Annotated in this window: 19 protein-coding genes; 14 read left to right on the top strand and 5 right to left on the bottom strand. The window is 62.2% G+C overall.

The annotated features are described in order from the left end of the window. The 11 genes from K8I61_05340 to K8I61_05290 form a co-directional block, all read left to right on the top strand. Window positions 1–327, top strand: a 327-nt coding sequence (locus tag K8I61_05340) for a hypothetical protein (protein MBZ0271438.1), incomplete at its 5' end; no start/stop codon positions are given. Then, on the top strand, window positions 324–2,189 hold the full coding sequence (locus tag K8I61_05335; GenBank protein MBZ0271437.1) for a penicillin-binding protein activator: 1,866 nt from the start codon (window positions 324–326) through the stop codon (window positions 2,187–2,189). The genes K8I61_05340 and K8I61_05335, both read left to right, overlap by 4 nt. A gap of 5 nt (window positions 2,190–2,194) precedes the next feature. Then, window positions 2,195–4,141, top strand: coding sequence for an ATP-dependent DNA helicase (locus tag K8I61_05330; protein MBZ0271436.1), 1,947 nt, complete (start codon window positions 2,195–2,197; stop codon window positions 4,139–4,141). 693 nt (window positions 4,142–4,834) lie between these two features. Beyond that, window positions 4,835–5,329: a DUF3015 domain-containing protein gene (locus K8I61_05325; protein MBZ0271435.1), complete on the top strand. Its 495-nt coding sequence runs from the start codon at window positions 4,835–4,837 to the stop codon at window positions 5,327–5,329. A gap of 62 nt (window positions 5,330–5,391) precedes the next feature. Further along, a complete protein-coding gene (locus tag K8I61_05320; protein MBZ0271434.1) occupies window positions 5,392–7,368 on the top strand; it encodes a DUF4105 domain-containing protein in 1,977 nt (658 codons plus the stop codon). 208 nt (window positions 7,369–7,576) lie between these two features. Next, window positions 7,577–8,845 carry a hypothetical protein gene (locus K8I61_05315; protein ID MBZ0271433.1) on the top strand — a complete coding sequence of 423 codons (1,269 nt, stop codon included), beginning with the start codon at window positions 7,577–7,579 and terminating at the stop codon, window positions 8,843–8,845. A gap of 240 nt (window positions 8,846–9,085) precedes the next feature. Further along, entirely contained in the window at window positions 9,086–9,715 is a 630-nt protein-coding gene (locus K8I61_05310; protein ID MBZ0271432.1) for a transposase, read from the top strand. 397 nt (window positions 9,716–10,112) lie between these two features. Then, a complete protein-coding gene (locus K8I61_05305) occupies window positions 10,113–12,452 on the top strand; it encodes a hypothetical protein (GenBank protein MBZ0271431.1) in 2,340 nt (779 codons plus the stop codon). A 347-nt stretch (window positions 12,453–12,799) separates the two neighbouring features. Continuing rightward, window positions 12,800–14,041 (top strand): hypothetical protein, encoded by a 1,242-nt coding sequence (locus K8I61_05300; GenBank protein MBZ0271430.1) that lies wholly within the window; start codon window positions 12,800–12,802, stop codon window positions 14,039–14,041. Between the two features lie 370 nt (window positions 14,042–14,411). Further along, a complete protein-coding gene (locus K8I61_05295) occupies window positions 14,412–15,599 on the top strand; it encodes a hypothetical protein (GenBank protein ID MBZ0271429.1) in 1,188 nt (395 codons plus the stop codon). Window positions 15,600–15,947: 348 nt separating this feature from the next. Beyond that, window positions 15,948–17,588, top strand: a complete 1,641-nt coding sequence (locus K8I61_05290) for an acetolactate synthase (GenBank protein ID MBZ0271428.1) — start codon at window positions 15,948–15,950, stop codon at window positions 17,586–17,588. Between the two features lie 34 nt (window positions 17,589–17,622). Here K8I61_05290 and K8I61_05285 read toward each other — a convergent pair whose 3' ends face one another. The 3 genes from K8I61_05285 to K8I61_05275 form a co-directional block, all read right to left on the bottom strand. Next, entirely contained in the window at window positions 17,623–18,519 is an 897-nt protein-coding gene (locus tag K8I61_05285; protein ID MBZ0271427.1) for a hypothetical protein, read from the bottom strand. Between the two features lie 215 nt (window positions 18,520–18,734). Then, the gene (locus K8I61_05280; protein ID MBZ0271426.1) at window positions 18,735–20,582 is read right to left on the bottom strand and encodes a hypothetical protein; all 1,848 of its coding nucleotides are present in this window, start codon (window positions 20,580–20,582) and stop codon (window positions 18,735–18,737) included. After that, a complete protein-coding gene (locus K8I61_05275; protein ID MBZ0271425.1) occupies window positions 20,560–20,793 on the bottom strand; it encodes a hypothetical protein in 234 nt (77 codons plus the stop codon). The genes K8I61_05280 and K8I61_05275 overlap by 23 nt, the downstream gene beginning before the upstream one ends. Before the next feature lie 100 nt (window positions 20,794–20,893). Here K8I61_05275 and K8I61_05270 point away from each other — a divergent pair, with 100 nt between their 5' ends. Further along, complete coding sequence (locus K8I61_05270; GenBank protein MBZ0271424.1) at window positions 20,894–21,937, top strand: hypothetical protein; 1,044 nt, start codon at window positions 20,894–20,896, stop codon at window positions 21,935–21,937. 344 nt (window positions 21,938–22,281) lie between these two features. On the opposite strand, the gene K8I61_05265 is transcribed toward K8I61_05270, so the two are convergent. Then, window positions 22,282–22,482, bottom strand: coding sequence for a hypothetical protein (locus K8I61_05265; protein ID MBZ0271423.1), 201 nt, complete (start codon window positions 22,480–22,482; stop codon window positions 22,282–22,284). Between the two features lie 261 nt (window positions 22,483–22,743). Further along, window positions 22,744–24,255, bottom strand: a complete 1,512-nt coding sequence (locus tag K8I61_05260; GenBank protein MBZ0271422.1) for a GumC family protein — start codon at window positions 24,253–24,255, stop codon at window positions 22,744–22,746. A gap of 285 nt (window positions 24,256–24,540) precedes the next feature. Here K8I61_05260 and K8I61_05255 point away from each other — a divergent pair, with 285 nt between their 5' ends. Both K8I61_05255 and K8I61_05250 read left to right on the top strand, forming a co-directional pair. Next, on the top strand, window positions 24,541–25,755 hold the full coding sequence (locus K8I61_05255) for a hypothetical protein (GenBank protein MBZ0271421.1): 1,215 nt from the start codon (window positions 24,541–24,543) through the stop codon (window positions 25,753–25,755). A gap of 106 nt (window positions 25,756–25,861) precedes the next feature. Continuing rightward, window positions 25,862–26,931, top strand: a 1,070-nt coding sequence (locus K8I61_05250) for a hypothetical protein (protein ID MBZ0271420.1), incomplete at its 3' end; no start/stop codon positions are given.

The following is a 26,931-nucleotide window of genomic DNA, read 5'->3' as shown; positions in this document are numbered from 1 at the left end:
GTCACCGCGATTTCGATTGACGTCGCCGGCGCGTCCGCGGGCGGCCCCGCAAAGGTGACTCGGCCCTCGGGCACCGCGCGCCTCGCGATTCCGCCGCTCACGTGGCCCGGCCGGCGCCTGCGCGTTCCGGGCGCGGGCTTTGCCGATCCCGCCCGCGCCGTGCGCGGCGACCTTGTCGTCATCGTCGCGATCCCCGAACCGGAGGATGGCGACGCCGAGCGCCGCGCGTGCCGCGATGCCTACGTCGACGCGATGCGCGGCCCGGAGCGCAAGGTGCCGCGCGCACTGGCCGAACGCATCGAAAAACTCGCGAGCGCGAAAGCATGACGTCTCGACGCGTCGCACGCTGGGCGTTGATCGCCTTAATTGTCGCCATCGCCGGCTGCGCCGCGAAGGCGAAGCCCCAGCTTTCGCCCGAGGACGAAAAGCGCGTCGTCGCGGCGTACAAAAGCGGCGAGGCGTATTACCGCAACCACTTCTACGAGAAGGCCGCCGCGGCGTATCAACGCGTGCTCGAGCTTGATCCCGAGGGCGAATACGCGGACAACGCGCTCTACAAAATCGCCGGCATCCACATGCGCCGCGAGCGATGGGAGCAAGCCGTCGTGTACTTCCACCGGTTGCAAGGCGAGCAACCGAAAAGCCCCTACGCCGAGGAGGCGCTCTACAACCTCGGCTTCTGCTACTTCAAGCTCGGCGATCCCAACCGCGCGCTCGACGCCTACGAGGACTACCTCGCGCGCGGCGACGCGAAAAACAAGACGCGCGCCCGCATGCTCGCGGCGCAGGCGCTCGAAGGCAACGCGCGATACGGCGACGCGCTGCTGTGGTACTCGCGCGCCGCCGCCGGCGAGCGCGACCGCGCCCGCCTCGTCGAGGTGCTCCGCAACGCGAAAGATCTCATCGAAGACTCGATTCCGCCGTCGGACCTGCATGCGCGGCTGCCCGATCTGGCCGACGGCGTGGTGACCGACTACGTGCTGTATCGCCTGGCGCGCGACGCCAACGCCGCGGGCGATCGCGTGACCGCGCGCGAGCTGCTCGCGAAAATCCCCGATCGGCGACCCGCCTTCCGCTTTCACGAGGACGCGGCCGAACTCGCCGCGGAGATCGCCGGCGCGCCCGAGACGCGCACCCCGCGCGCCAAGGCGAAAAAGGACGAGCCGGCGCCCATCCGCCTGGGCGTCGTGTTGCCGCTGTCCGGGAAGTTCCGCGTCTTCGGCGAGCAAGCGCTTAACGGCGTGATGCTTGGCCTTGAAAAAACCGGCGTGCCGGTCGAGGTCGAAATCCGCGACAGCGAGGGTGACGGCGACACCGCCGCGCGGCACGTCGCCGAGCTGGCGGGCGATCCCACGATCCTCGCGATCGTCGGGCCGCTTCTGGTGAAGGAGGCCGACACCGCCGCGGCGATCGCGGAGGAGGCCGAGATTCCGCTGCTGGCGCTCTCGCGCAAGGAGGATCTCGTCGCCGGCCGGCGATGGGTGTTCCGCAACGCCGTCACGTTCGCCAACCAGACCGACGCGCTCGTCGAATACGCCACGAGCCACCTGTTCGCGCGCCGCTTCGCGATCATGTATCCCGAAACCGACTACGGCGAGGCGTTTCGCGCCGCCTTCGAGAAAAGCCTCGATCCGATGGCGCATCGGCTGGAAGCGGTGACGAGCTACGCGCCCGACGCGACGGACTTCCGCAAGCCGTCGCACGCGATCCTGAACGCGGGCGCGCCCGACGCGATCTTCATTCCCGACTCCGCGAACCGCGTCGCGCTCATCGCGCCGCAGCTCGTGTATTTCGGCATCAAGGACGTCGTGCTGCTTGGGCCGTCGCTTTGGAACGACGACACGCTCGCGAAAAAGGCCGGCGCTTACCTTCCGCGTTCGGTCATCGTCGACGGCTTTTTTTCCCGCGCGGGCGACGACGACGTGCGCGCGTTTTCAAACAAATATCGCGACTCGTTCGGCGACGATCCCACCTTGCTTTCCGCGCTCGGCTACGACGCCGTGCGCCTTTTGGCCCGCGCGGCGAAAGACGGCGCGGCCGACACGCGATCCGCCATGCGACGCGCGATCCTGCAAACGCGCGCGTTTCCCGGCGTCGCCGGCACGGTAACGTTCCTGGAGAACGGCGAGGCCGACCGCTCGCTCTATCTCCTTCGCGTCGGCGAGACCGAAATCGAGGAGCGCTTCTAACCGCGATGGACAAGGAAGCGATCGCCCACGCGCATACGCAAATCGACACGCTGTTTTCCGAAGGCGGTGTGTTTTCCGCGCGCGACCCCGCCTGGGAGCCGCGCAAGCCGCAGATCGACATGGCCCACGCCGTCCTCGACGCGCTCGCCCACGCCGGCACGCTCGTCGCCGAGGCGCCGACCGGCACCGGCAAGACGCTCGCGTATCTCGTGCCCGCGCTTTTGTACGACCGGCGGCTCGTGATCTCCACGCGCACGAAAAACCTGCAGGAACAGATCATGGGGAAGGACTGGCCGTTCGTGCGCGCGCTCGGGTTCGACGCGAAGGTCATGGTGATGAAGGGGCGCGAAAACTACCTGTGCCCGCACCGCTATCATCGCTTCCTCGCCGAGCCCCGCATCCGCTCGCGCGGCGAGGCCGCGAATTACGAGCGTCTCGTCGAGTGGGCGACGACCACGCAGACCGGCGATCGCGCGGAACTGCCGTGGCTTGCCGACGACGATCCGCTCTGGCCCGAGGTGACGAGTAACCGCCACAATTGCCCCGGCAAGGAGTGCCAAAAGGAAGAGCGCTGCTTCCTTCGCCTCATGCGCCGCAAGGCCTCCAACGCCGACATCCTCATCGTCAACCACCATCTCTTTTTCGCCGATCTCGCGCTGAAACAGGGCGAACACGGCGAGGTGATCCCGGATTATCAGGCGGTGATCTTCGATGAGGCGCACGAGCTCGAGGACGTCGCCACCGCGTTTTTCGCCGCGCGCCTCACGTCGTTCCGTTTCGACGAAATCGACCGCGACATCGTCCGCGCGCTCTCCGCGCGCAAGGTGGACGACGATGTCGAATCCCTGTTGACGCACGTGCGCATCGCCGCGGACGCCGTGTTCGATCACTTCCGCCGCCCGTACGACGGCAAGCGCCGGCTGCGCGCGGACGATGTTCCTCCGGCCGCGCACGCCGATCACGACAACCTGCGCGAGCGCCTTGCGGCGCTGTCCGCGCGCCTTGCAAAGATCGCCGCAGCGCACGAGGACGAGGACATCGCGCAGCTCGCCCGGCGCGCAAATGAGATCGGACTTGAGTCGGAAATCATCTTCGACATGGAGGACGCCTCGCGCGTCCGCTACGCGGAACAGCGCGGGCGCGGCGTGCACCTGGTGGCCGAGCCGATCGAGCCGGCCGTGTTCATAAAAGATGCGCTGTTCAAGAAGGCGGGGCCGGTCGTGTTCACCTCCGCCACGCTCGCGACGGGATACGATTTTTCCTACCTGCGCGCGCGGCTGGGCCTGGATTTCGAGATCGAGGAGATGGCGCTCGCGACGTGTTTCGACCACGCGACGCAAGCCATGCTCTACGTCCCGCGTGAGTTTCCGCAGCCTCATGACGCCGCGTTCGCCGACGCGTTCGAGACGCAGGCGGAGAAAATCCTGCTCGCCACGCGCGGCCGTGCGTTCCTGTTGTTCACGTCATACCGCCACATGCGCGAGCAATACGAGCGCCTGGCGAGCCGCCTGCCCTTCCCGTGCCTGTTGCAGGGCGAGGGCGCGCGCTCGGCGCTGCTCGACCGCTTCCGCGCGGAAGAAGGAAGCGTGCTGTTCGCGACATCGAGCTTCTGGCAGGGCGTGGACGTGAAGGGCGAGGCGTTAAGCTGCGTCATCATCGACAAGCTCCCATTCTCCGCGCCGGGCGAGCCGGTCATCGAGGCGCGCATCGAGGCGATCAAGGAGCGCGGCGGCAACGCGTTTTTCGACTACCAGGTGCCGCAGGCGATCATCACGCTCAAACAGGGCCTGGGCCGCCTGATCCGCCACCGCGAGGACAAGGGCCTGCTCGCGCTGATGGACACGCGCGTCTGGCAGAAGGGCTACGGCAAACGCATCCTCGCCGCCGTGCCCGACTACCCCGTCGTCGACCGCCTGGAAAACGCGCTCGCGTTCGCGAACAAGCTGCCGTAAACGGAATAGACTGGAAAGCTGAAAGACTGGAAGACTGGAAAGTCATCGCCGGGAGCGCAGGCTGCCCGGCGCGCCATAGCCTTGGCGAAGGCGGGGCCCGCCCGCTTACTCCTGGGACCGCGGGCCGCTGGCCCGCTTATGCTGCGATACCCAAATCGCGTCTTCCCGAAGCGCCTGAAATACCACCCCGACCCCTTGGCCCGATCGGGCCGCTCCCCGGGACCGCAGGTGTCCTCACCTGCTTCGATGCGCGCGGCGCCGCGAACGCGCTGCCGAATCGACTCATGCGACGACGATGAAAATGATGGAAGCGCTCCTTCGGCGCGCCTGTTCATAGGCAGGTGTGGACACCTGCGGTCCCGGGGAGGCGCCGCTTCGGCTCGGCGGGCGCGCCTGGTATTTGGGGGCGGGGGCGCGATCCGCCGTATTACACCGCAACGCAAATCAGTGCAGTCTGTGTAATCTGTGAATCCAGCTCGCATTCGCTCTTCCGACGGCCGGCTCAATATGCGTCGGGGACGGCCACTTGCTCACGCGCGCGGCTCGGATCGCCGCACGGCGCGACGAATTGCGCGGCTCCGTTTGTCACCTCACGGCGGACGCGGCGCTCCGTTGACTTTCCGGGGCGATCGGATCGAAAGTCGGCGCTCGCTCGAAGCATGCGGTTCTGCAACATTTCTTCAAGGAGATTCTATGCGCAAGATTCTTGTGATCGCCGTGCTGTCCCTGTCGCTCGTGTTCGCCGTCGCGTTCACCACGCCGGCCGTTGCGAAGGATGGCTACGCGCAGGCCGGCTGCGGCCTCGGCTCGCTGCTGTTCGGCTCCGATCCCGGCAAGTTCAAGCAGGTCATTGCCGCGACGACGAACGCCACCTTCGGCACGCAGACCTTCGGCATCACCACCGGCACCAGCAATTGCCAGAGCCCGACGCCGGGCCGCGCCGCCGCGCGTTCGTTCATCGAGAGCAATCGCGAAGCGCTCGCCAAGGACATCAGCCGCGGCGCGGGAGAGACGATCGCCAGCCTCTCGACGATCGCCGGATGCGGCAGCTCCGCCACGGTCGGCGCCACGCTGCAGGGCGATTTCACGGAAATCTTCCCGAACGAGTCCGTTTCCGACGCGGCCGTCGCCGACGCCATCATCGAGCGCCTTTCCGGCGAGACGCTTTCCTGCAATAACCTCGGCTGAGACCGTACAACGGTGCCGGAGCGTCACCGACCGCTCCCTGGCGGTCGCGGCACCGACGGCCCATGGATTTGACGAACGACCGGGGGCTCGAAAGAGCCCCCTCGTTTTTGTGCGCCGCGCTCATCGCGGCGATCCTGGCGGCGTTCGCGACGATCGCGCGCGCGGATGACGCCGCGCTTGGCGCGTACGTCGAGGCGAAGGTCGAGGCCGCCAATCAGGCCGCGCTTGCCGACGATCCCTATTGGCATCGCCTTCTGCACTACCGGCCCACGCTATACGGCGGCGTGAAAAGCCAGGCGGACGGGCGCGGATTCTTCCTCGCGCCGGACGGCAAGACAAACCCGCGCGAGGAAATCGCCGCCACGATCCGCGGCATCTTCGCGCCCGCGCAGCCGGATGAGCACGGCCTGCCGCAGCACCCGATGTGCCGCTTCCCCGCGCGCGCCATTTGGCTTACCGCCAAGCTCGATCTCGACGTCACGCGCGGGCATCAAAAGGCGTGCCCGCGCTTTGCCACGTACATGGCGCGCCTGCGGCCGACGGCCGTGTCGCTCGTATTCTCGTCGTACTACCTCAACAACCCGTCGTCGGCCTTCGGGCACACCTTTCTGCGTTTTTATCAGGGCGACCCGCGCGACGCCGCGAAAAAGCGCGAGATCGTCGATTACGGCATCGACTTCTCCGCGGATGTCGACACAGGCAACGCGATCGTCTACGCGTTCAAGGGACTGACGGGCCTTTTCCCCGGCACGTACAAGCGCATTCCGTATTACTACAAGGTGCGCGAGTACAACGACTCCGAGTCGCGCGACCTGTGGGAGTACGAGCTCGATTTCAACGAGGCGCAGGTGTGGCTCGTCGCCGCGCACATCTGGGAACTCGGCTCGACGCACTACGACTATTTTTACCTCACCGAGAATTGCTCGTATCACATCCTCGGCGCGCTCGAAGCCGCGGGGACGGACGTCGATCTCACGAGCCGCACGCGGTTTCCGGTGCTTCCCGCGGACACCGTGAAGGTCCTGTTCGAGCATCCGGGGCTCGTACGCGACATCATCTATCGCCCGTCGGTGCGCACGCAGTTTCGCCGGCGCGTCGCGACGCTCGATGGCCGCGAGCGCGCGATGGTGGTGCGTTTGATGGAGGATCCGAACGCGGATTTTGACCCGCGCTTCGATCGCACCTCGCAACGCAATATCCTCGACGCGGCGGCGGATTTGATCGAGTTTTTGTTCGGGCACGAACTCATCTACAAGACAAACTCCGAGGCGGCGCGCAAGAAGCAAATCATTCTCGAGCGGCGCGCCGCGATCCGCGAACCGAGCCCGCCGCCGGATTTTTCCGCGCGCCCGGGCGATCACCCGGAGTCCGGCCACGGCTCGCTGCGCCTTGGGATCGGGCCGGGCTTTTTCGCGGACGGCGGCGGATTTTTCGATCTGTCGTTTCGCCTCGCGCTGCACGACCTGGCTGACCCGCCGGACGGATATCCGGAGCTGATGCAGCTCGATTTTTTGCCGACGACGATTCGCGTGGAGCAACGCGAGGGCCGCGCGGTCGTGGAGGATTCGGACTTCGTGCGCATCGTGTCGCTCACGCCGGTGGACCGCTTCGATCACAGGATGTCGTGGGATTTCCGCGCGGGCGTCACGACGCCGCGCGACGAATATTGCACGGGATGCACGGGCGCCGTGGCCCAGATCGGCGGCGGCGCGACCCTCGCGACGGCGGGAGAGCGCGTGGCGTTTTTCGCGCTCGGCGAGGTGCGCGTTTTCGGCTCGTCGGAGATCGCGGGCTACGACGATTGGCCCGTCATCGCCGGCGGCGGGCCGGCCGCGGGGCTGCGCATCGCGTTTTCGGATCGCGTCGTCGATCTCGTTCGCGGGCAGTGGCTGTTCTTCCCCGGTCAGGGCGCCGGGCAATCGTACGACGCGACGCACACGCTGCGCTGGGCCGTCGCGCAAAACCTGGCGCTCGACTTCGACGCGCGCGTGCGCCCGCGGGCGATTGAGGGGCGGTTGATGTTCAACCTCTACCTGTAGCGCCCCTTGGAGCATCCTGGGACCGCGGGCCGCTGGCCCGCTTAGGCTGCGATTCCCCTGGGACCGCGGGCCGCCCGCCAGTTTGTGATCAGCCCCGAAACGGGCGCGTTTGGTACGATCCGAAGCGGGCCGGCGGCCCGCGGTCCCAGGCGCGCTTCAATTCCGGTCCCGACAGGCGTATAAATATTCCTCTGCATTGGGAGCGCTCATGGATTGGGAGGGATCCTCGAACCCGTCCGTTTTCCGTTCGATGCACCCCCTCGCCCGCGCCTTCCGTCTCGCCACCCTCGCGCTGTTCGCATTCGTGCTCGTCCTCCCGCTCGCGGGCATGTCGTGCGGCGACCCTTCGGCAAGCTCCGGGCAGGCTGATGACCACGATGCTGCCGCGTACGACGACGATGATCAGACGGACGACGACGGACAGGACGACGATGCGGCGGCCGGTGACGACGACGATACGGCGGTTGATGACGACGACACCGGCTTCGATCTTCTGGTTGCAGCAAACCTAACCGATCAAGAATTTCCGTATGGAAATTTGCAATATAACTGCGGAATTTACGCCATAAATACCAGCAAGCTTCCCGACATTTTTTGGGAGGATTTTGAGAACTGCGCGATCAACGACCTTTGGGCTTTTGACGAAAAATTTATTGTCGCGGTTGGATACAGCATTTTCGGTGACGATCTAAACGACAAGGGATTGTTTTTTGCTCGGTACGATGGGGATCAATGGCGTGAAGTGCACCTTGCGCTGTACGATCAGGCAAACGATTTTCAATTTCGACGCGTCACGGGAACTTCGCCAACAAACGTTTGGGCAATCGGAGACAGTTCAGACGGCTACGTCGTCGATCGGTTCGACGGAAATTCCTTGAATCGGGAATTAACAGGTGACGCGAAAACGCGATTGTACGACGTATGGGCCGCGAAATGGGGGTCCGTGTTCGCCGTCGGTTCGTATTCGAAAAATGGGGCCACCAATCCGTTGATATTGGAATACATCGACGGCGTCTGGAACGAAATCCGGTTTGACGACGTGTGGCATGAGTTCTTCGCGGTTTGGGGTATATCGAAGGATTTCATCGTGGCGGCCGGCGACGGCGGTATGTGGTCCCGCGGCTCCTCGGGCTGGACGAAGTTCGACTTTCCTGAACCCTATGCTCATTATGTTGCGTACGAAATTGTTGGTACCGACGCGAACGACTTCTACGTGCATGTGCTCCTAAACGATGAGTTGCTCTTGCATTACAAGAATGGAGCTTGGGAAGCGATCCATTATCCGGCGGAAACGGAACCGGCCCGGATTTTCGATTCAACGACCCGCATGGGCGATCTCTTGAAGCTCTCAGATAAAAAACTGTTCGTAGCGTACCAATTTCCAAACGGGGGCAACGGGAACATCTATTCGCTCGACAACGGTGCGTGGCGAAAGGATTTTTACGACACGACTTCGTGCATCGCGGGGTTCAAGTAGTGAAATCAGAAGTCCCCGTATCCTGTCGCCTTCTAAAAGCGAGGCACTTGAAGTGGATAGAATCGAGCCGCCGGGCTGATCCCGCTGGGCTTTTTGAATATCGATCCTGAATTTCGAGGGTAGTGAATATCGAAAGGCCGTGTCCCATCGCGCGGGCGGCGGACATTCATAAGCGGGCCAGCGGCCCGCGGTCCCAGGAACGACGCGATCCTAAGCGGGCCGCTGGCCCGCTTTGAAAAAATGTCCGATATATCCGGTATGACGGAACGACCAAAGTACGGTTGGCACTCGCGCGGATACCTCCCCCATTTCGACAGTTCCTTCGCCACGCAATTCATCACATACCGGCTTGCCGATGCGATTCCTCGCGAAACCGCCGAAAAACTGCACGCTTCCGCCAAACACGAAAACGACGACGCCTATCGCCGGAGAATCGAGCGATACCTCGACGCGGGCCGTGGTGCGTGTTGGTTACGCGACGAGACAATTGCCGGGATCGTGCTTGAGAACTGGCTTCACTTCGACGGCGTGCGATACCGCATCCTCGCGTGGGTGATCATGCCCAATCACGTCCACCGGCTGGTCGAGATGATTCCCCCACACTTGCTCGCGGGCGTCATCTGGTCGTGGAAGTCGTACACCGCCAAGAAGATCAACGCCGTTCTTGGGCGAAGCGGTCAGGTCTGGCAGGCGGAATATTGGGACCGTTTTATTCGAAACGAAGCGCATTTTAAAAACGCGGTCGAATACATCCACGAAAATCCGGTCAAGGCCGGGTTTGTCGATCGCGCCGAGGATTGGAGGTGGAGCAGCGCGGCGCTATACGCAGCGGGCGAGACGCAGGCGCTTGTCGTTACCAAGGAATCCTAAGCGGGCCGGCGGCCCGCGGTCCCAGGAACGACGCACCGCAGCGGGCCAGCGGCCCGCAATCCCAGGAACGACGCAATCCCAAGCGGGCCGGCGGCCCGCGATCCCAGGAACGACGCACCGAAGCGGGCCGGCAGCCCGCGGTCCCAGGAACGACGCAATCCCAAACGGGCCGGCGGCCCGCGGTCCCAGGGCAGCGCGCTGACGATCCGAGGACAAAAACGGGTCGGTTTTTCAGGATGTTGTTATCAATATCTCCATTCACTTTACGCACGATTTTTGGTATGATTTCGCCGTTTGAATCACGGCTTCCGTGGTTCGCGTCCCATGGGGACGGGCGGCGACGTGCGCCGCGTTTCGAGCGCCTTTGGGGGGTGCGATCGTGATCAGGAATTTCGGGATGAACATTCGCAGCGCGCGCGGGCACTGGCTCGCGCTTTTTGTCGTGCTTTTTGCCGCGTCGCTGACCGGCGCCCTGGGCTGCGGCGAGGGCGACAGCGAGGGCGACGAAGCGCCGCCCATTCGCGGCGACGCCGACGACGACTTTGACGGCATCGACCCGGATGACGACGACAACAATGGCGGCGGCGACGACGACGCCGGCGGCGGCGATGACGACGACTTCGATGACGACGATGACGACGCCTTCGACGACGATTTCGATGACGATTTTGACGATGACTTTGACGACGATTTCGACGACGACTCCGACGACGATTTCGACGACGACTTCGACGACGACGCGGACGACGATTCCGGCCCGCAGCCGTATGCCGTCTTGTCGCTCGAACCCGATCCGTCAAACCCCGCGCTGAAGTTTTTCCCCGGCTCCGAGTTCTACATGGAGGTCGCGCTCTACGATCAGTTCGACCAGTTTATCGGACTGTCCCTCAACTACACGCTCGACATCCAGCCGCTGAAGGACGGCGTGACCTACAACGCCTCCGAGGGCTGGGTGCGTTTCGACAAGCAGGGGACATTCAACCTGCGGGCGAAGGTGCCCGGATACGCCTTGTCCAACAGCATCAAGGTCGAAATCGAGCTTCTCGACTCGGCGCGCATCACCTTCACCAAGCCGGCGCGCGGCACGTTCACGCAGGCGACGAGCGTGCTTGTCGAGGGCACGTGCAAGGTCAACGACCTGGCCTGCTACAACGTGAAGGTCAACGGCGCGGTGCCAAGCTATAGCAACGGCAATTTCTCCATCACCGTCCCGCTCATCCCGGGCCTCAACACCATCGTGGCCGAGGCGTTCAACGCGCAGGGTTATTCGCTGGGTGACGGCAACATCTCCGTGCTCTCCGGCGAATTCATCAGCAACAACACGCTGGCCAACGACTCGTTCGGCGCCGCCGTGACCCCCGTCGGTCTGGAGGCGATCCAGGACCTGATCGTCGGGCTGATCACCGCACTCGACATCAACCAGTACCTGCACGAGAACAGCCCCGTCGAGCTGTTCGACCTGGGGTGCTTGTGGGGCATCTGCACCAACGCGTACATCGAGCTGCAGACCATCACGATGGATCAACCCATTCTCGACTTGCAGGCAAACGCCGACGGCATCTACTTCTACGCGTCTATCCCGAACATCAACCTCGACGTCCGCTTCTACGGCGATTTGATCGGCATCGGTTTCTCGGATTCCGGGAGCTTCGGCGCGGACCGCATCGACTTCAGCGCCAAGATCAACGTGACCGCCTCGGGCGGCAGCCTCGACGTGAGCTTTTCGAACCTGTCGACGACCCTCGTCAACCTGGACATCGACGAGCTGCTCCTCATCCTCGGCGATCTTGTCGAGTTCTTCGACGACCTCACCGGCGGGATCTCCGCGCTGTTCTCGCTGATCGGGCCCGAGCTGATTCAGCCGGTGATCGAAGAGGCGCTCGAGGACCTGCTCGGCGATCTGGATCTTTCGACGGATTTCGATTTGCTCGGCGAAACCTTCTATCTGGACGCGCGCTTCCAGGCCGCAAGCACGGACCTGTCGGGCCTTCTCGTCTGGATCCAGGCGATGATGTCCGCGGACAACATCGATCCAACGATGCCGGTTTTCCCGGGTAGCTGGAAAAAGCCGGGAAGCAAGCCGGTGTTCGGGACGTTCATCCCCGGCACCTCGACGCCCTACGGCTTCGGCATCGCGATCAACGACGACATCATCAATCAGATCCTGTACGAGGTTTACCGCTCCGGCGTGCTTCGCTTCGAGTTTAGCGATCCGGCGCTCAAGACCTCGACGCTCGCGATCTTCTTCCCGCAACTTCTGCTCATTCACCCGAACGCACCGGTGATCGTCGAGCTGTCGCCGTACCTGCCGCCGGTTTTCGAACTTGAACCGTCGACGGACGGCGTCACGGCCAACCTCAAGCTCGGCGAATACATCATCCGGCTGATCGTCGATCATCCGACCGAAGGCGAGGTCCAGGCCTTCGCCGCGGCGATGTCGCTGCGCCTGCCCGTCGGCATCACCATCGACGACCAGGGCGCGATCGTGCTCGACATCGACGACTCCGTGTTCGACGTCGACATCGGCATCTACGAGGCCGACTACAACTTCAACGACGTGCTTCTCGAGCAATTCGTGCCGACGCTCGTCGAAAAGCTCGTGCCGCTTCTGGTGGACCTGCTCGGCGCGATCGCGATCCCCGAGATCGGTGGATACGGCATCGACATGCTCGACATCAACGGCGTCGGCGGGCAGACCGATTACCTCGGCATCTACGCGGATCTGGTCGTGCCGTAAGCTGAGAAAATAGAAAACAGGAAAGAGAAAAGAGAGGGACGAACGCATGACCGTTCGTCCCTTTTTTCGTGCATCGAGCTTCCGCGCGCTTTAGCGACATCACCGTAACGCGGCCCCCACGCTTTCCCGCCACACGCCAGTCGGACAACGCGACATTTCGTCATAAATTGCCAAATCGCCACGAACGCGCCATGTCGATGTAACAATCTCCCGCCAAAGTCTGCTTGACCCAAGTCACGAAATCGTTGCGGAATCGTCACCGATTTCCGGATAAAGATCTCCTGATTGCGGAGTCGGTGGAATCGAGGGCACGTCCGCCCGAATGAGGGCGGCCACAAGGAGGCACGATGAAAAGGGCACTTGTCATTCTGGGTGTGGTTCTGCTGTTGGCGGGCGCCGCCGCCGCGGACGACGGCGGCCTGGTCGTGAAGCCGTCGGCCACGATCTTCGCGCACTATCAGTACAATCTGTCGGCCTACGAAGACTACGATGCGCGATTCGACGACAACGACATGAATTCGTTCGAATTGACGCGGGCCTATCTCGGCGTTGACGCCAAGTTCGGCGAAAACTGGAGCGCGCGCGTCACGATCGACGCGGCGCGTGGCGAGGTGTTCGAAACCGAAACGACGATGGTGCCATCCGGCGTCTTGGAAGACGATCCCGCGACGCCGGACGTGGACGAGACGCAAACCGAGGTTGTCACGGGCATGTCCGCGTCGCGCACCGGCGCGTACGACTATTTCGTCAAATACGCGTTCCTCGACTACCAGCCGCTCACCGAAATCGGCACGTCGTTCGGCATGATCAAGACGCCGTGGGCCGACAAGATCTACTCGCTGTGGCGCCACCGCTACCTGCTCGACGCGGCCTTCGGCCAATATCGCATCTCGCGCAGCAGCACGGCCGACCTTGGCGTGTCGATCCACGGCGGATTCGGCGACGACAAGAAGACGTACGCCTACTACAACGTCGCCGCGCTGAACGGCGAAGGTGTGCGCGCGGCCGAGGCGAACGCGGGCAAGGCGTTTTCGGGCATGCTCTATCTGACGCCCTTCCAGAACGTCGATGCACTCAAGGGCCTCGCGCTTTTCGGTGTGTACCACTTCGACAAGGAAGCGCCGGATTTCCCCGAACTGACGCACAGCTCCTTCGACGCCATCCTTGGCTACCGCTACGACATCGACGAGACGATGGGCTTTTCTGTCAACGCCAACGTCGCGCAGCGCGTCACGGAAACGGGCGACGAAAACGCCCGGCCTCTCGTCGCCGGCTCCGACCTGACCGCCGTCACGACGCAGGTTTTCTCGGCGTGGGCCGATTTCTGGTTCCTGACGAAGTTCGGCGTCATCGCGCGCTTCGACATGATCGATCCAAACACGGAGAACGACGAGGACAAGGCCATCGGCTGGCAGGACGAGTCCACGTTCCTGCTCGCGGGCTTCTGGTATCAGCCGGTGAAATTCGTCCGCGTCTGCCCGAACTACCGGATGACCTCCTACACCGCGGAGATCACCGACGATCAGGGCGAGCAAGTCACCATGCAGCCCGACCAGTTCTTCTTCCTGAATACGGAAGTGAATTTCTAAGTCGATCGCGCCGTTGGGCCCATCGGCGGCGCGAGGATTCGATCGACGGCGTCGTCCCGCGCCAAGCGGGGCGGCGCCTTTTTTATTCGCGACACGCGCGAAGACCATTATCGACGCCATTTTTGAGCGTCAAAAGTCCGCGAATCGCTTTACAATTCTACCGACGCAACAGATTTGCCTCGGGCACTGTCGTAAAAAATGCAATAAATTCAAATAGTTTGGCTATATTTTTCTGAATAAGTAAAAATTTCGTTAATTTACTTTTCTTCTTGAATTTCTCTGCCGAAACGTTTAAGCATAGGCAGCGATGCCTGGTTCCTGGAGTTGGGGGGCGCCAACCCGGAAACCCAAAAAAGGGGAGGAGATGGAAATGAAGTTCGCAACGCGTTTTCTGGTCATCCTTGCGGTGCTTGGATTCGCGACCGTCGCGCCCGCGTCGGTCATCGTCGATTTCCAGAGCTACAGCGCCGCCGGTCTCGTCGATCTTCAGTTCGGCGCGATCAACTGGGGCACGGTGAGCGCCGGTGAGATGGAATTGCTCATCAGCGACAACGAAGGCAGCTCGACGGAGTTCGGTTACTGCGTCGATCTGTACCACGCCCTGAACGAAGGGCCCTTCGAAGCCAACGTGATCCCCGCGCCGGTTGCGTCGCCCTGGTGCGAGGTGTCCTACATCCTTTTAAATTACGAGGCGGCGGACAGCTTTTCCGGTTCCGTGATTCAGGTTGCCATCTGGAAGGCTCTCTACGGCAAGGCCGCGGTGACGGTTTCGCCCGCGTCCGTCAATGACGAAGCCAACGCGATCGTGGACGACGCGGCCGGCAAATGCGCGCTGTCGTGCTTCGCGGACGTGGCGTTCGAGCTCACCAGCAGCGAGAACGGCAATCTCTTCAACGTGAAGGCCAGCGTCTATCAGAATCAGGCGGCCGTCGCCGGCCAGTTCGTCGAGCTTTCGACCTCCTGCGGTTTCTTCACGGGCGCCAGCTCAGGCGACACCAACGCCGCGGGCGAGTTCTCGGCGACCGTCGATGTCACCGGCTGCTCCTCGGCGATCGTTTCCGCGTCGACGGAAGGCCAGTCGATCTTCATCCTCGAGCCGCTCGACAACACGCAGCAACTCCTGACGCTCACCTTCGGCGATCCGTGCGATTTCTCGGCGGAAACGAAGTTCACGCGCAAGGTCGAAACCTGCGGCGACCCGCACACCATCGGCTTCTGGAAGCACCAGGTGTCCGTCGCCACGGGCGGCAAGGGCAAGGCCCAGGTGCCGGCGAGCGTGCTCGCGAGCTACGTACCGTTCTCGGTCTTCGATGTGACCGTCGACGATCTCGATGAGCTCTACGACATCCTGTGGCTCAAGAAAGCGTCCATGAAGCAGCGCGCGATCCAGCAGTGCTCCGCCCTGTCGCTGAACGTGGCGCACGGCGAGATCTCCGACAACTGCGCGGTCAATGGCTTTGACGACTTCGCCGACGCCTTCGCGGCGGCCGAAGCGGCTTACTTCGCCGGCGACTACGAGACCGCCAAGACGATCTGCGACGACATCAACAACATGTAAACGATTTCGGAAGGGGGGCGTGCAAACGCCCCTGGAGAGGGATCAAGGCCGGCGCCGTCCGAAAAGGGCGGCGCCGGTTTTCATTAGAAGGCTGAAAGGACAAAAGACTGGAAGGTCGCCGCAAGTACGCAACTTTGCGTTGAATGGCGATTCTTGCGCTTTAAATCCGAAATCCCTCCGCATCTCCGAATCTCCGCACTCCGCACTCCGCACTCCGCACTCCGCAATCCGAACTCCCCATTCCGCATTCCGCATGCCTCCTCGCCTTGCCCGGCGTATTTCCCGCGACTACACTTGCCTCGCCGTCGGAAGGCAACGCGTTATCGAGACGCAATATCGGGAGGCGACATGATCGGAGGAGTTCTGGCCGGGCAGGCGATTGCGCAGGCCGGCGTAAAGTGCGTTTTCACCCTGTGCGGCGGGCACGTCGCGCCAATCTACATCGGCCTGCAAATGTCAGGCGTGCGCATCATCGACACGCGCCACGAGGCCGCCGCCGCGCACGCGGCCGACGCATGGGGCCGCCTCACCGGCGTGCCCGGATGCGCCATCGTCACCGCGGGCCCGGGCGTCACCAACGCCGTCACCGGCATCGCGAACGCCTACGAGGCCGAGAGCCCGATGGTCGTCATCGGCGGCAAGGTCGGCATGGCGCGCATGGATCAGGGCAGCCTCCAGGAGATGGATCAGATCTCGCTCGTCAAGTCGATCACGAAGTGGCAGGCGTGCGTTTACGACACGGCGCGCATTCCGGAATACCTGGCGCGCGCTTTCCACATCGCGAACACGGGGCGGCGCGGCCCGGTGTACATCGAGATCCCCATCGACAAGCTCCTCGAACAGGGCGAGCCCAAGCACGCCGGCCCGAGCCTTCTGGCGCCCGACCAGGAGCGCAGCGCGGGCGAACCGGCCGCCGTCGCCGCGGCGGCGGAACTGCTGGCCGGCGCGGAACGTCCGGTCATCGTCGGCGGCGCGTCGCTGCACTGGGACAACGCGTCCGCGTCGCTTGACCGCTTCGTGCGAAAGGCCGGCGTGCCGACGTATCTCAACGCGCTCGGGCGCGGCATGCTGCCGCACGATCACCCGATGTTCTATTCGCTGACGCGCAAGCCCGCGCTCTCGCGCGCGGATGTCGTGCTCCTGGTCGGCGCGGAGGCGGACTTCCGCCTGGGCTATGGCCGCGGCATCAACCCGGAGGCGACGATCATCCAGGTCGAGCCGGACGCGTCGAAAATCGGCTTCAACATCGCGCCGCAGCACGTCATCATCGGCGACGCCGCGCTCGTTCTCGACGCGCTCGCCGACGCCGTGGACGCGCCGAACGCCGCGCGCGAGGCGTGGTCGCGGGAATTGCGCGGCATGGAGGTCGTCGCGCGCGAGGAATTGATGGGCGAGATGACAAGCGACGTCTTCCCCGTCAATCCGCACCGCTTCGGCGCCGAGATCGCCAAGGTGATGGACGAAAATACCATCATCATCGGCGACGGCGGCAACATCGTGGCGACGACGAGCAAGTGCGTGCCGCTCAATGGCCCCCGCCAGTGGATGGACCCCGGCAAGTTCGGGTGCCTGGGCGTCGGGATGCCGTTCGCGCTCGCCGCGCAGGCCGCGTTCCCGGACAAGAAGGTGCTCGTCGTGTTCGGCGACGGGTCCGTCGGCTTCAACGGCTTCGAATACGACACGGCCGTGCGTCACGATCTGCCGATCGTCGGCATCGTCGGGAACGACGCCGCCTGGACGCAGATCCGCTGCGCGCAGATCGAGGCGGCGGGCGAGGAGTTCGCGGCCGCGTCGCTGCTCGCGCCGACGCACTACGGCGATTTCGTGAAGAGCCTGGGCGGCGAGGGATACCAGGTCGAATCCGCGGCCGACATTGCCCCGACGCTGCAAAAGGCGTTCGCGGCGAAAAAGCCCGCGCTCATCAACGTGCCGCTCGACGCGAAGCTGAACGGGCGCGGCGTGTCCTACGTCGCGGCGGGCTTGGCGTGATGGACGAGGTGGCGCGAGGCGGCAATCGGGCGGGTTATGGCCACTCGAACCTTTTCGCGCGGCGTGAATCGAACAGGTGCAAATGCCATCCGATCACGTCGGGCTTGGAGCAAACGAGATTGTCACCCTCAGCAATGATCTGATAACCCTTGTCATCAGGCTCACCTTCGCCGCAGAACTCGCCGGGATAGTTGCAAAGCGCCAGCAGGAAATTTTCGCCGACTGCCGCGATTTTTTCGTACGGGCACGGCAACTCCATGCCGCCCGCAATGCCGACCAATTTCGAGTCGTCCAACCGATAGAAGCGATTGGTTAACGGATTTACTTTTCGCCCGAAATAGAGCGCGCCATCCTTGCTCGAAAAAACGCGATCCGCCGTTTCGTTAGCGAGTGTCGTCCACGCATCGTCCGCGAATCGCAGAATCTTCTTGTCGGTCAAAATGACGAAGCCGCCATCGTGCGGGACGACGGCCGTTATCTTCTGAAAGGCGCCGTTCAACTCCGCGATAGTCGTCAGATTCGTTCCGTCATACTGAAAAATCTTCGAGTCGCTCCACATATACGGCGTACGGTCGAATCCGCTTTGAAATCCGCGGATTTTTTCGGCGATTGATACTTCCTCGAATTCCTGTGGAACGTATTGCACGAAGAAATTTTTCTCGTCACCAAATCTCAGGACGAAAGAATCCTCCGCGAATACGAGCAACCAATCGACGGGCGTATTGTATCCATCGAGTTCGGCAAATTTTTCCGATACAAAAGTCAGCGGATCCGTGCGATAGAATTTAATCTCATCCGCGCCTCCTACACTATAGATATACTCGCCAAAGCCGGTAGAGGCTAACAGACCATAATTTTCAAACGGTAGAGGATCATCCCACGCGCCGCCGTCCAGTACGCGAATATGGTTAGGAGCCGCAAGCCATCCCAAATACGTTCGCGGAAATTCCTCGTCTAATTCCGTATCGTCGTCGAAATCATCATCGAAATCGTCGTCATCGCCATCGTCGTCGTCATCGCCATCCTCGTCGTCATTGACATCCTCGTCGTCATTGACATCCTCGTCGCCTCGGTTACATGTGCTGCAAGACTGTATACAAAGCGCAACGATCGCCAACGCCACAAGCGAAACAATGTGCAAATAGTTTATGGATTTGTGCATTGCCAACCAGGAAATGGATAAGTAGGTGATCCGTCACGACGCGGACAGAATGTTGACGCTGGCGCGTCGCAGTTGTCGCCTATTGTGTAGGTTTCCGGATTAAAAAAACAGGATTGCCTCAGATAACCATGACCGTAAAGTGCATTGTAGATATCATTGTCATACTGTATATAAGGACAATTTTGAATCCCTTCGCACCATGCAAGCGAAAGATAGAACGAGGCATCCGATATCTTCCACGCGGCGGTATAGCAGGATTCGACTTCTTCCATATTCGCGATTGCATGATATACAGACTGATTGACAAATGGCTTGCCGTCCCCGGGGTTGCGATCGTCCACAGCAACACGGGCGTCCCAAAGCCCCTGAACCAAGCTCATGCACAAATCGTGGGTATCGTCCGGATTGCCAACCTGATTCGGCGATGGCGCGCGACAACAAAACCAGTTATCCTCGAAATCCCAATGATACTCATCATTGTAACAATGAAATTGCGCTGCCTCGAAATTATTTGGCGCAACGTCGGCCATTGAAGCACCCATAAATTTCGCCAAAGCCTCATTAAGTGCACGCCAGTCATTAGCGCAAAGGTCCGCTTCCTCCGCTTCGACCAAGCCTCGATCGGTCTCAGACCAAGAAACCCAATGATTATATTCGTGTTTCATAACGTGAGGCGGTCGAGAGCCTCCGGTTGTACCCCAATAATTGTACCCAATATCAAGAGCGATAACCGGCCAATCATCGTGCGCGGAATTTAAAGCCGACCCATATTCCATTGACCCGTCATTTGCCATGCCGCTGGCGTTAAAGTGCGGATTCGTGCCGTTTGGCCATCCAATTCGAGCAATGTGATGAACGACAACCGCCAATTCATGTTCTCCCTGGTTTTCCGATTGAAATCCCCAATCGACATACGCCTGAGCAGCATTACCAAGGTGGTAATACGTATTCCCAACGGCCGTTCGCCAGTCGTTATCGGCGTAGTTAAAATAGGGGTAGACACCCCCAGCGTTACTCTCGATCGTGTCGATTTCGTCATTTGCGAGAGTCAGGCGATCGTAGATTTTGAAATATTTGCCAAACGGAATCGTGTAGTAAAAAACTCCATTCCACCATTTCGCATCGACATACCATATCCAAAGATCGTCCGCAGTTCCGTTGTCATAGTCCGATTGCGTTTCGTAAGCGTTCACTTTCGCGCCGGTGTATTCCTCAACCTCCTCCTCTTCCGCGAAATCGACCTCGCCCGTATAGGCGTCGATTTGCGCAATATAGCCGCGTCCCCATACCCGCCAGACAAGACGGTCGTCTCGATGTCCTCGAATAAAGACGTCCGTTTTCGGCTTCCAATCCGCATCCGGAAAGTCGAAAAATTCAAAGAAATTTGAAATTGCCTCTTCGGCGGTTACCGTCGCGGGGGCGTAATCGGGCAGGTCAGGGACGGTTTCGTTGTAAACACCGCGCACGTTGCCCGATCGGCTGAATATCGCGGTGAACGATCCCCCGCTGACGCGATACCCGTCCTTGTACTGATAGAATTTGATCGACGGAATCGTCTTTTCGAACTGGCCGTCATTTTTACCACGCACGACCAGCGCTTCGATTTCGGCGTCTGAAAGGCCGAACAGGTCCATTTGCGCGTATGCAAATGATCGCGCCGCCGATTCCATGTCCTTGACGTCCGAATGACCCGTTTCGATTTCGACCTTCGCGACGCGCTCCGCGAAGCCGTATTTGCTCCACGTGACCTCGGCGCCCGGATTGTCGTTCTTTATTTCGTTCCACGCGTCTTCGGCGTAGATGTCCGGTTCAGGCGACGGGGGGGGCAGCAAAAGCGGTTCCCGGAAAAGACATCGCGAAAATGACGATAGCAAATAAGCCGCGCATTTTCTCCCCCTTTGAAATATCAATATCCCGCCTGTTAGGAACCATACGCTTCGTATTTGCGTCGTCAACAAAAAAATGTTGCGACTTGACCCGGGTCAAATTGGCGATCGCAAACGCGAGCAAAGCGATGATGGGATACCTGAAATCGTTCTTCACCGGCAATACGCCGCCGCACGGCGTCGCCCTGGTCCTCGTCCGCGACACGCAAGCCTGCGCCTATTGATTCGCAAGCGACGGTAAACGTAGAGTCGCGGGCGTGAAAGACGAAGCCGCTCGCAAAAACGTCGTCATGGCGAACCCGCCGGTGGGGCCGCACGTCGAGAGCTTTTTCGTGAAGCTCACCGACTCGTCGGCCGCGCGCGCCGTGTGGATCCGCTTCACGATCCTCATCCCGCAAACGCCCGCGCCGCCGGCGGTCAGCGTGTGGTTCACGCGCATCGTGCCGAACAACCCGCGCCGGTCGATTTCCATCCGCAACTCCGCGCCGCTGCACGAGGCGAAATTCACCTACGGGCAGGCGGGCCTGTCGATCGGCCCGTGCGTTTTTACTCCCGGCCACACGCACGGCAAGCTGAAGGACGCGTTCGGCAACGAGGTCGCGTGGGACCTTTCGTGGGACGCGGACGCGGGGTCGGTCGATCTTTTCCCGAAACCGTGGATGTACACCGCGCCGCTGCCCCGATCGAAGACGGCGGCTCCCGTGTTCGACGCGACCGCGAACGGGCACATCACCATGAACGGCGCGGCGCAGGATGTGGACGGCGTGCCGATGATGCAGGGCCACAACTGGGGCGCGAACCACGCGGCCGAGTGGGCGTGGGGGCACTGCACGGGCTTCGACGAGCACCCGGACACGGTGTTCGAGGGCCTGTCCGCGCGCGTCGAGATCGCCGGGCGCCTGACGCCGTTTCTCTCGTGCGCGGTGCTGCGTCACGAGGGCCGCGAGATCCGGTTCGACAGCTTAAAGACGCTTCTCGGCACGGACATGCACGCCGACCGGCATAGCTGGAGCTTCCGCTTCCGCAACAAGGAGGTCGAACTCTACGGCATGATGCTCGCGCACCGCCACGATTTTGCCGGCCTGTTCTACACGCGCCCCGACGGAACGCACCTCGTGTGCAAGAACTCGAACCTCGCGAACGTCAACATGGAGCTGACCGATGCGAAGACCGGCGACCGCATCGCCAAGTTTTCCACCGTGCGCCGCGCCATGCTGGAGCTTGTCGCCCGCGAGACGTGGTTTGACGTGTGCGTCTACGTGCCGGAGCTCTCGCTCGAAAACGAGCGCGGCGCGTTGTAGCCGCTAGCCGCGATTCGCCGGGAGCGCAGGCGTCCCCGCCTGCTTCGGATCGCGCCCTGGAAGGGCGCTCCTACAATCGCGTCGCCACCCCGGCGCGCTTCCAAATATCAGGCGCGCTCGCCGAGCCGAAACGGCGCCTCCCCGGGACCGCAGGTGTCCCCGCCTGCTTCGATCGCGCCCTGGAAGGGCGCTCCTACGTTCGCTTCGCCACCCCGGCGTGCTCCCAAATACCAAGCGCACTCGCCGAGCCGAATCGGCACCTCCCTGGGACCGCAGGTGTCCTCACCTGCTTCGACAGACTTACGCAATGACTGGCGCATACACTTTACCCGCGCACTCCGATGCTAACGCGCCTTCGTTTGCGGCTCGGACATCGCGCTCTCCGCCCGCGCGTTTTTCGCGTCGTTCTCCCGCATCGTCGCGAGCAGCTTCGGCGGGATCTCGCGGCACGCGCATACGACCGCGTGCTCGCGATGCCACGCGATGCGCTGTTCGGTGGTCGGGTTTTTCGGCATCGGGTGTTTCTTGTGCCATTCGGCGTTCATGCGTCACCTCGCAAGATGGGCGCGGCGTTTCCAATCGCATGATAAGCAGGTGAGGACACCTGCGGTCCCGGGGAGAGGCCGTCGCGGGAAAACGCGATCGAGGTTTTTCAGGTGTGTCGGGGAGATGCGATCGGGCATCGCATCATAAACGGGCGGGCCGCCCGCGGTCCAAGGTCAAAAGCAGGCGGGACGCCTGCGCTCCCGGGGGCGCCGCGGTCTTGCGGTTCAAATCGGTGCAATCCGTGGAATCTGTGGATCCAGTTACCCCGTCAGAAACGTCATCTTGATGATGATGAGCACCACCGCGCCCGCCGCGATCAAACAGGCGACGACGATGCCAAGCTGCATCTGACGGTTGCGCTGGTCGATCTCCGCTTGCGTTTCGATGCGGGGGATCGACGAAAGCACGGAGACGCCAAGCGCGTCCTCGATGTCTTCCGCGTTCTTGAAGCTGTCGTCGAAGTGCTCCGCGAGGAACACCGCCGTCATGCCGATCAGAAGCCCCAGAGCGAATCCGATGGCGACGATATACGGGCGGTTCGGCTTGAAGGGCTTGCCGGGCTGCTTGGCCGCGTCGATGACCTTGAACTGCTGGCCCTTGTTCTTCGTTTCCATCTCGGAGGAGCGTTTCGCCTCGGTCAGCTTCGAGAGGACGTCCTCATACGACGCGCGCGTCGTTTCGTAGTCGCGCGTGAGCATCGAAAGCTCCTGCTCGACCTTTGGCGTCATCTCGACCTTGCCCTGATACTTGTTGATCTGCCCATGCAGGCCGCCGACCTCCGCTTGCAGGCGGCGTGTGTCCGCTTCCGCCGCGGCGAGGCTCGCCTCGATCTGCCGCGTCATCGGGTTATCGACCTGTTGCCCGGAGCCGGAGTCCGACCGCATCTTGCCCTTCAGCGAATCGATCTGGCCTTTCTTGCGGATCACGTCCGGGTGCTCGTTCGTGTATTTCAACTGAAGCGCCGCAAGCTCCGCCTGCAATTGTTGCAAACGCATTTCGTAATCGACCATGCCCGAGCTTCCGCCCTGGCTGATCATCGACTTCTGGCGCAGGTTCGCGAGCTGGCTTGCGAGCTGGGCGCGGCGGTTTTGCGCGTCGCGCAGGAGATCCGAACTCGTCTGGAGCTGCGCTTGCAGGCGATCGATGGTCTGAAGGTTCGACTGCGTCTGCTCGGGCAAAGCCCCGATGTGGATCGCCTTGAACTTCTGGATCTTGTCCTCGGCCTCCTCAAGCTGCACTTTCAGTTCGTCGCGGCTCGATTCCAGGAACGTGACCGTGTCGGACGCCTGGCGCTCGCGCGACTCGGAGGTGCTTTCGATGAACAGGCTCCCGATCTTGTTGGTCACCTGCATGACGAGGTAGGGATCGGGGCCCTGGAAATACAGGGTGAACGCGTCCTTGCCCTCGACCCGAAGCTGGATGTTGTCGCGCATCAGCTCGACGATCTCCTCCATCGGCACGCCCTCGGCGACAAGCTCCGGATAGAGATTGTATTCGGCGATGACGCGCTCAAGCAGCGTGCGCGACATGAGCTGCTGCCGGATGGTGTTCATGTGCTTTTCGACGGAGAAGGTCACCGACGATTTGACGTACTCCTCGGGGACCTGCTGCGGCTCGACAAGGATGAGCGTGTACGCGCGGTAGATGTCCTTGAGGAAAACGCTGCCGACCGCCGTGACGGCGACCATGGTCACCACGGGCAGGATCAGGAGCCATTTCCGTTGCCAGAGAATCCGGAGATAGTCTTCCAGAGCGAAGGTCTTGTCTGCCAATTCCAGCGTCCCTTACGTCGTTGGCGTCAAAAGCGGGCCGATCATAGCACAAACCCGAAACCCGTCCGCAAGGACGGCCACAAGGCCGGATCGGCGATTCCACGATACGACACCGGCTGGCCGGGACGGGTTCGCGCCGCGTCGCCGGAAGACTTGACGGGCGTCATCGAACCGTCGTGTCGTTCCGCCCGCGCGATGTGCTAGGATTCGCCCATTCGCATCCGATATCGATTTCGGGACGTTCCGACGTAAATACGACAACGCATCGGCCTTCGGAGAGCTACCATGTCGTTTCGCCGTTTTCTTGCCGCGCTGATGATCGTCTGCGCGACGGCCTCGATATCCGCGTCGCAGTGGCTTGCGAAGGCGTCGCTTCCGGCGGCGCGCTGGGGCGGCGCGCTCGTTTCCAACGGGGAGTTCCTCTTCTACATCGGCGGCGGGATCGACGATATGCCGGTCGTCGAGGACGAAGTGTTCCGGTACGACCCGGATCTGAACACCTGGTCCACCCTCAATCCGATGCCCTTGGGCCTTGGCCAGATCGACGCGGAGCACATCGACGGGAAGATCTACGTTCCCGGCGGATATCGGGATATCGAGGACAACACGAACACGCTGTTCGTTTACGACGTCGCGCTCGATTCGTGGCTGACCGGAGCGCCGGTCCCGCACCCGGCCGGGCTCGAGGGATACGCGACCGCGGTCATCCAGGGCAAATTGTACCTGCTCGCCGGTTACGATTACGAGAACTTCGTCCAGGAAAACAAGATCTACGAATACGATCCACCGTCGAACACCTGGACGCTTCTTGGCGGTACGATGGACGCCACCGGCGGCTGGGAGGTCGCGGCCTGGGCGGGAGACGGGCGCCTGTTCGCCGCCGGCGGAAATAACGGGGGGCCGACCGCGGCCACCGAGACCTACGATTGGAACACTACCGCGTGGATCGACGCGATCGTGGAGGACATGCCCGCGGAGCGCGTCGCGTCCGCGGACGCCGCCTTTCGAACCGGCGCGGAAGATCTGCGTCTCATGAATATCGGCGGATACGCGAGCACGCCGGGGCTCGCCGAGAAAACCGTTTTTCTATACGAGGTCGAAAACGACACCTGGACGACCGGCGCCTCCCTGCCTTCCGAGATGGTCTTTGCCGAGGCCGATTGCCTGGACGGTTTCATCCACGTGGTCGGCGGCTCCGGCGCCGCGCAGGATGCGCCGCACGCGCTGCACTATGCCCTCGTGACGGGCGGGCTGTGCGTCGATCCGGACGCGACGACGACGACGAGCACGTCTCCCCCGACAACCACGACGACGATTCCCGGCGACGACGACGATTTCGACGACGACGATTTCGACGACGATCAAACCGACGACGACGCCGGCGAGCCTGACGAGGACGCGGATGACGACGGCGGTGGTCAATTCGACGACGACGTCGCCGACGACGAACCCACGCTGGATTCGACGGGGAGGGATCCGCAGGGCTGCTGCGGCTGCTGATTCCATCCGGCTTACCATTCTCGAGAAATTCCAACGCGTTCGGCCCGGCTGTGGTACGCTTTGCGCTTACGGGTGCGTCGAGAAAACAACAGGATGGAGGCAGGGGATGATTGTTCTACGACTGACGGTCGCGCTGTTTCTCGTTTTCGGTCTTGCCGGAACATCGGCGGCGCAGTGGACGGCAATGGAACCGCTGCCGTCCGCGCGGTGGGCCGGCGCTCTCGTTTCCGACGGGACCTATCTCTACTACATCGGCGGCGGTTTTGATTCGGCGGACGACGCAAAAGACGACGTGTTCCGCTACGATCCCGCTCAGGACACCTGGGACACCATGGCGTCGATGCCGGCGCCGGTCGGCCAGCTCGATGCCGCGTACATCGACGGGAAGATCTATGTCCCTGGGGGGTTTCTCGCCGACCAGGACAATACGAACGTTCTCTACATTTACGACATCGCCGGCGACACCTGGACGACGGGCGACCCCGTTCCGCACGCCAATGGACTCGAGGGATACGCGACGGCCGTGCTGGACGGCCAGATGTATCTGTTCGGCGGTTATGATTTCGAGCTTGGCAATTGGGAGGAGGCCGTTTACGTCTATTCGCCTGCCGGTGATACGTGGAACACGTTGCCCGGCATGTTGCAGGTTACGGGGGGCTGGGAGCTTGCGGCGTGGGCCGCGGAAGGAAATCTCTACGCCGCGGGCGGAAACAATCTCGTCTTCGCCACGGACACCAACGCGGCGGAAACGTACGATTGGGACGCCGACAACTGGTCCGACGTCGACATGGCGGACATGCCCGAGACGCGCGTCGCCTCGGCTTTTACCACCATCTATAACGACAATGGCGAACTGCAACTCGTCAACATGGGCGGGTATCAGTCGATCATCACGGACGCGGTCGCCGGGATCAACCCGGCGTTAACGGTCTTCGTTTACGATGTGGGCAGCGACTCCTGGGACGCGGGCCCGACGCTGCCCACCGAATACGTGTACGGCGAAGGCGAGTGCCTGAACGGCGTCGTCCACATCGTGGGCGGATCCGACGCGACGCAGGCCGCTCCGCACGCGCTGCACTACGCGTTCGATGTCGAAGGCGCGTGCGTCTGGCCGACGACCTCAACAACAACGACCACCACCACGACCACCACCACCACGATTCCCGGCGATGACGA

It is taken from the genome of bacterium (genome assembly GCA_019912885.1).
Lineage (GTDB): Bacteria > Lernaellota > Lernaellaia > JACKCT01 > JACKCT01 > JAIOHV01.
The sequence above is the reverse complement of the archived record's forward strand: the minus strand, read 5'-3'. Positions and strand labels throughout refer to the sequence as shown.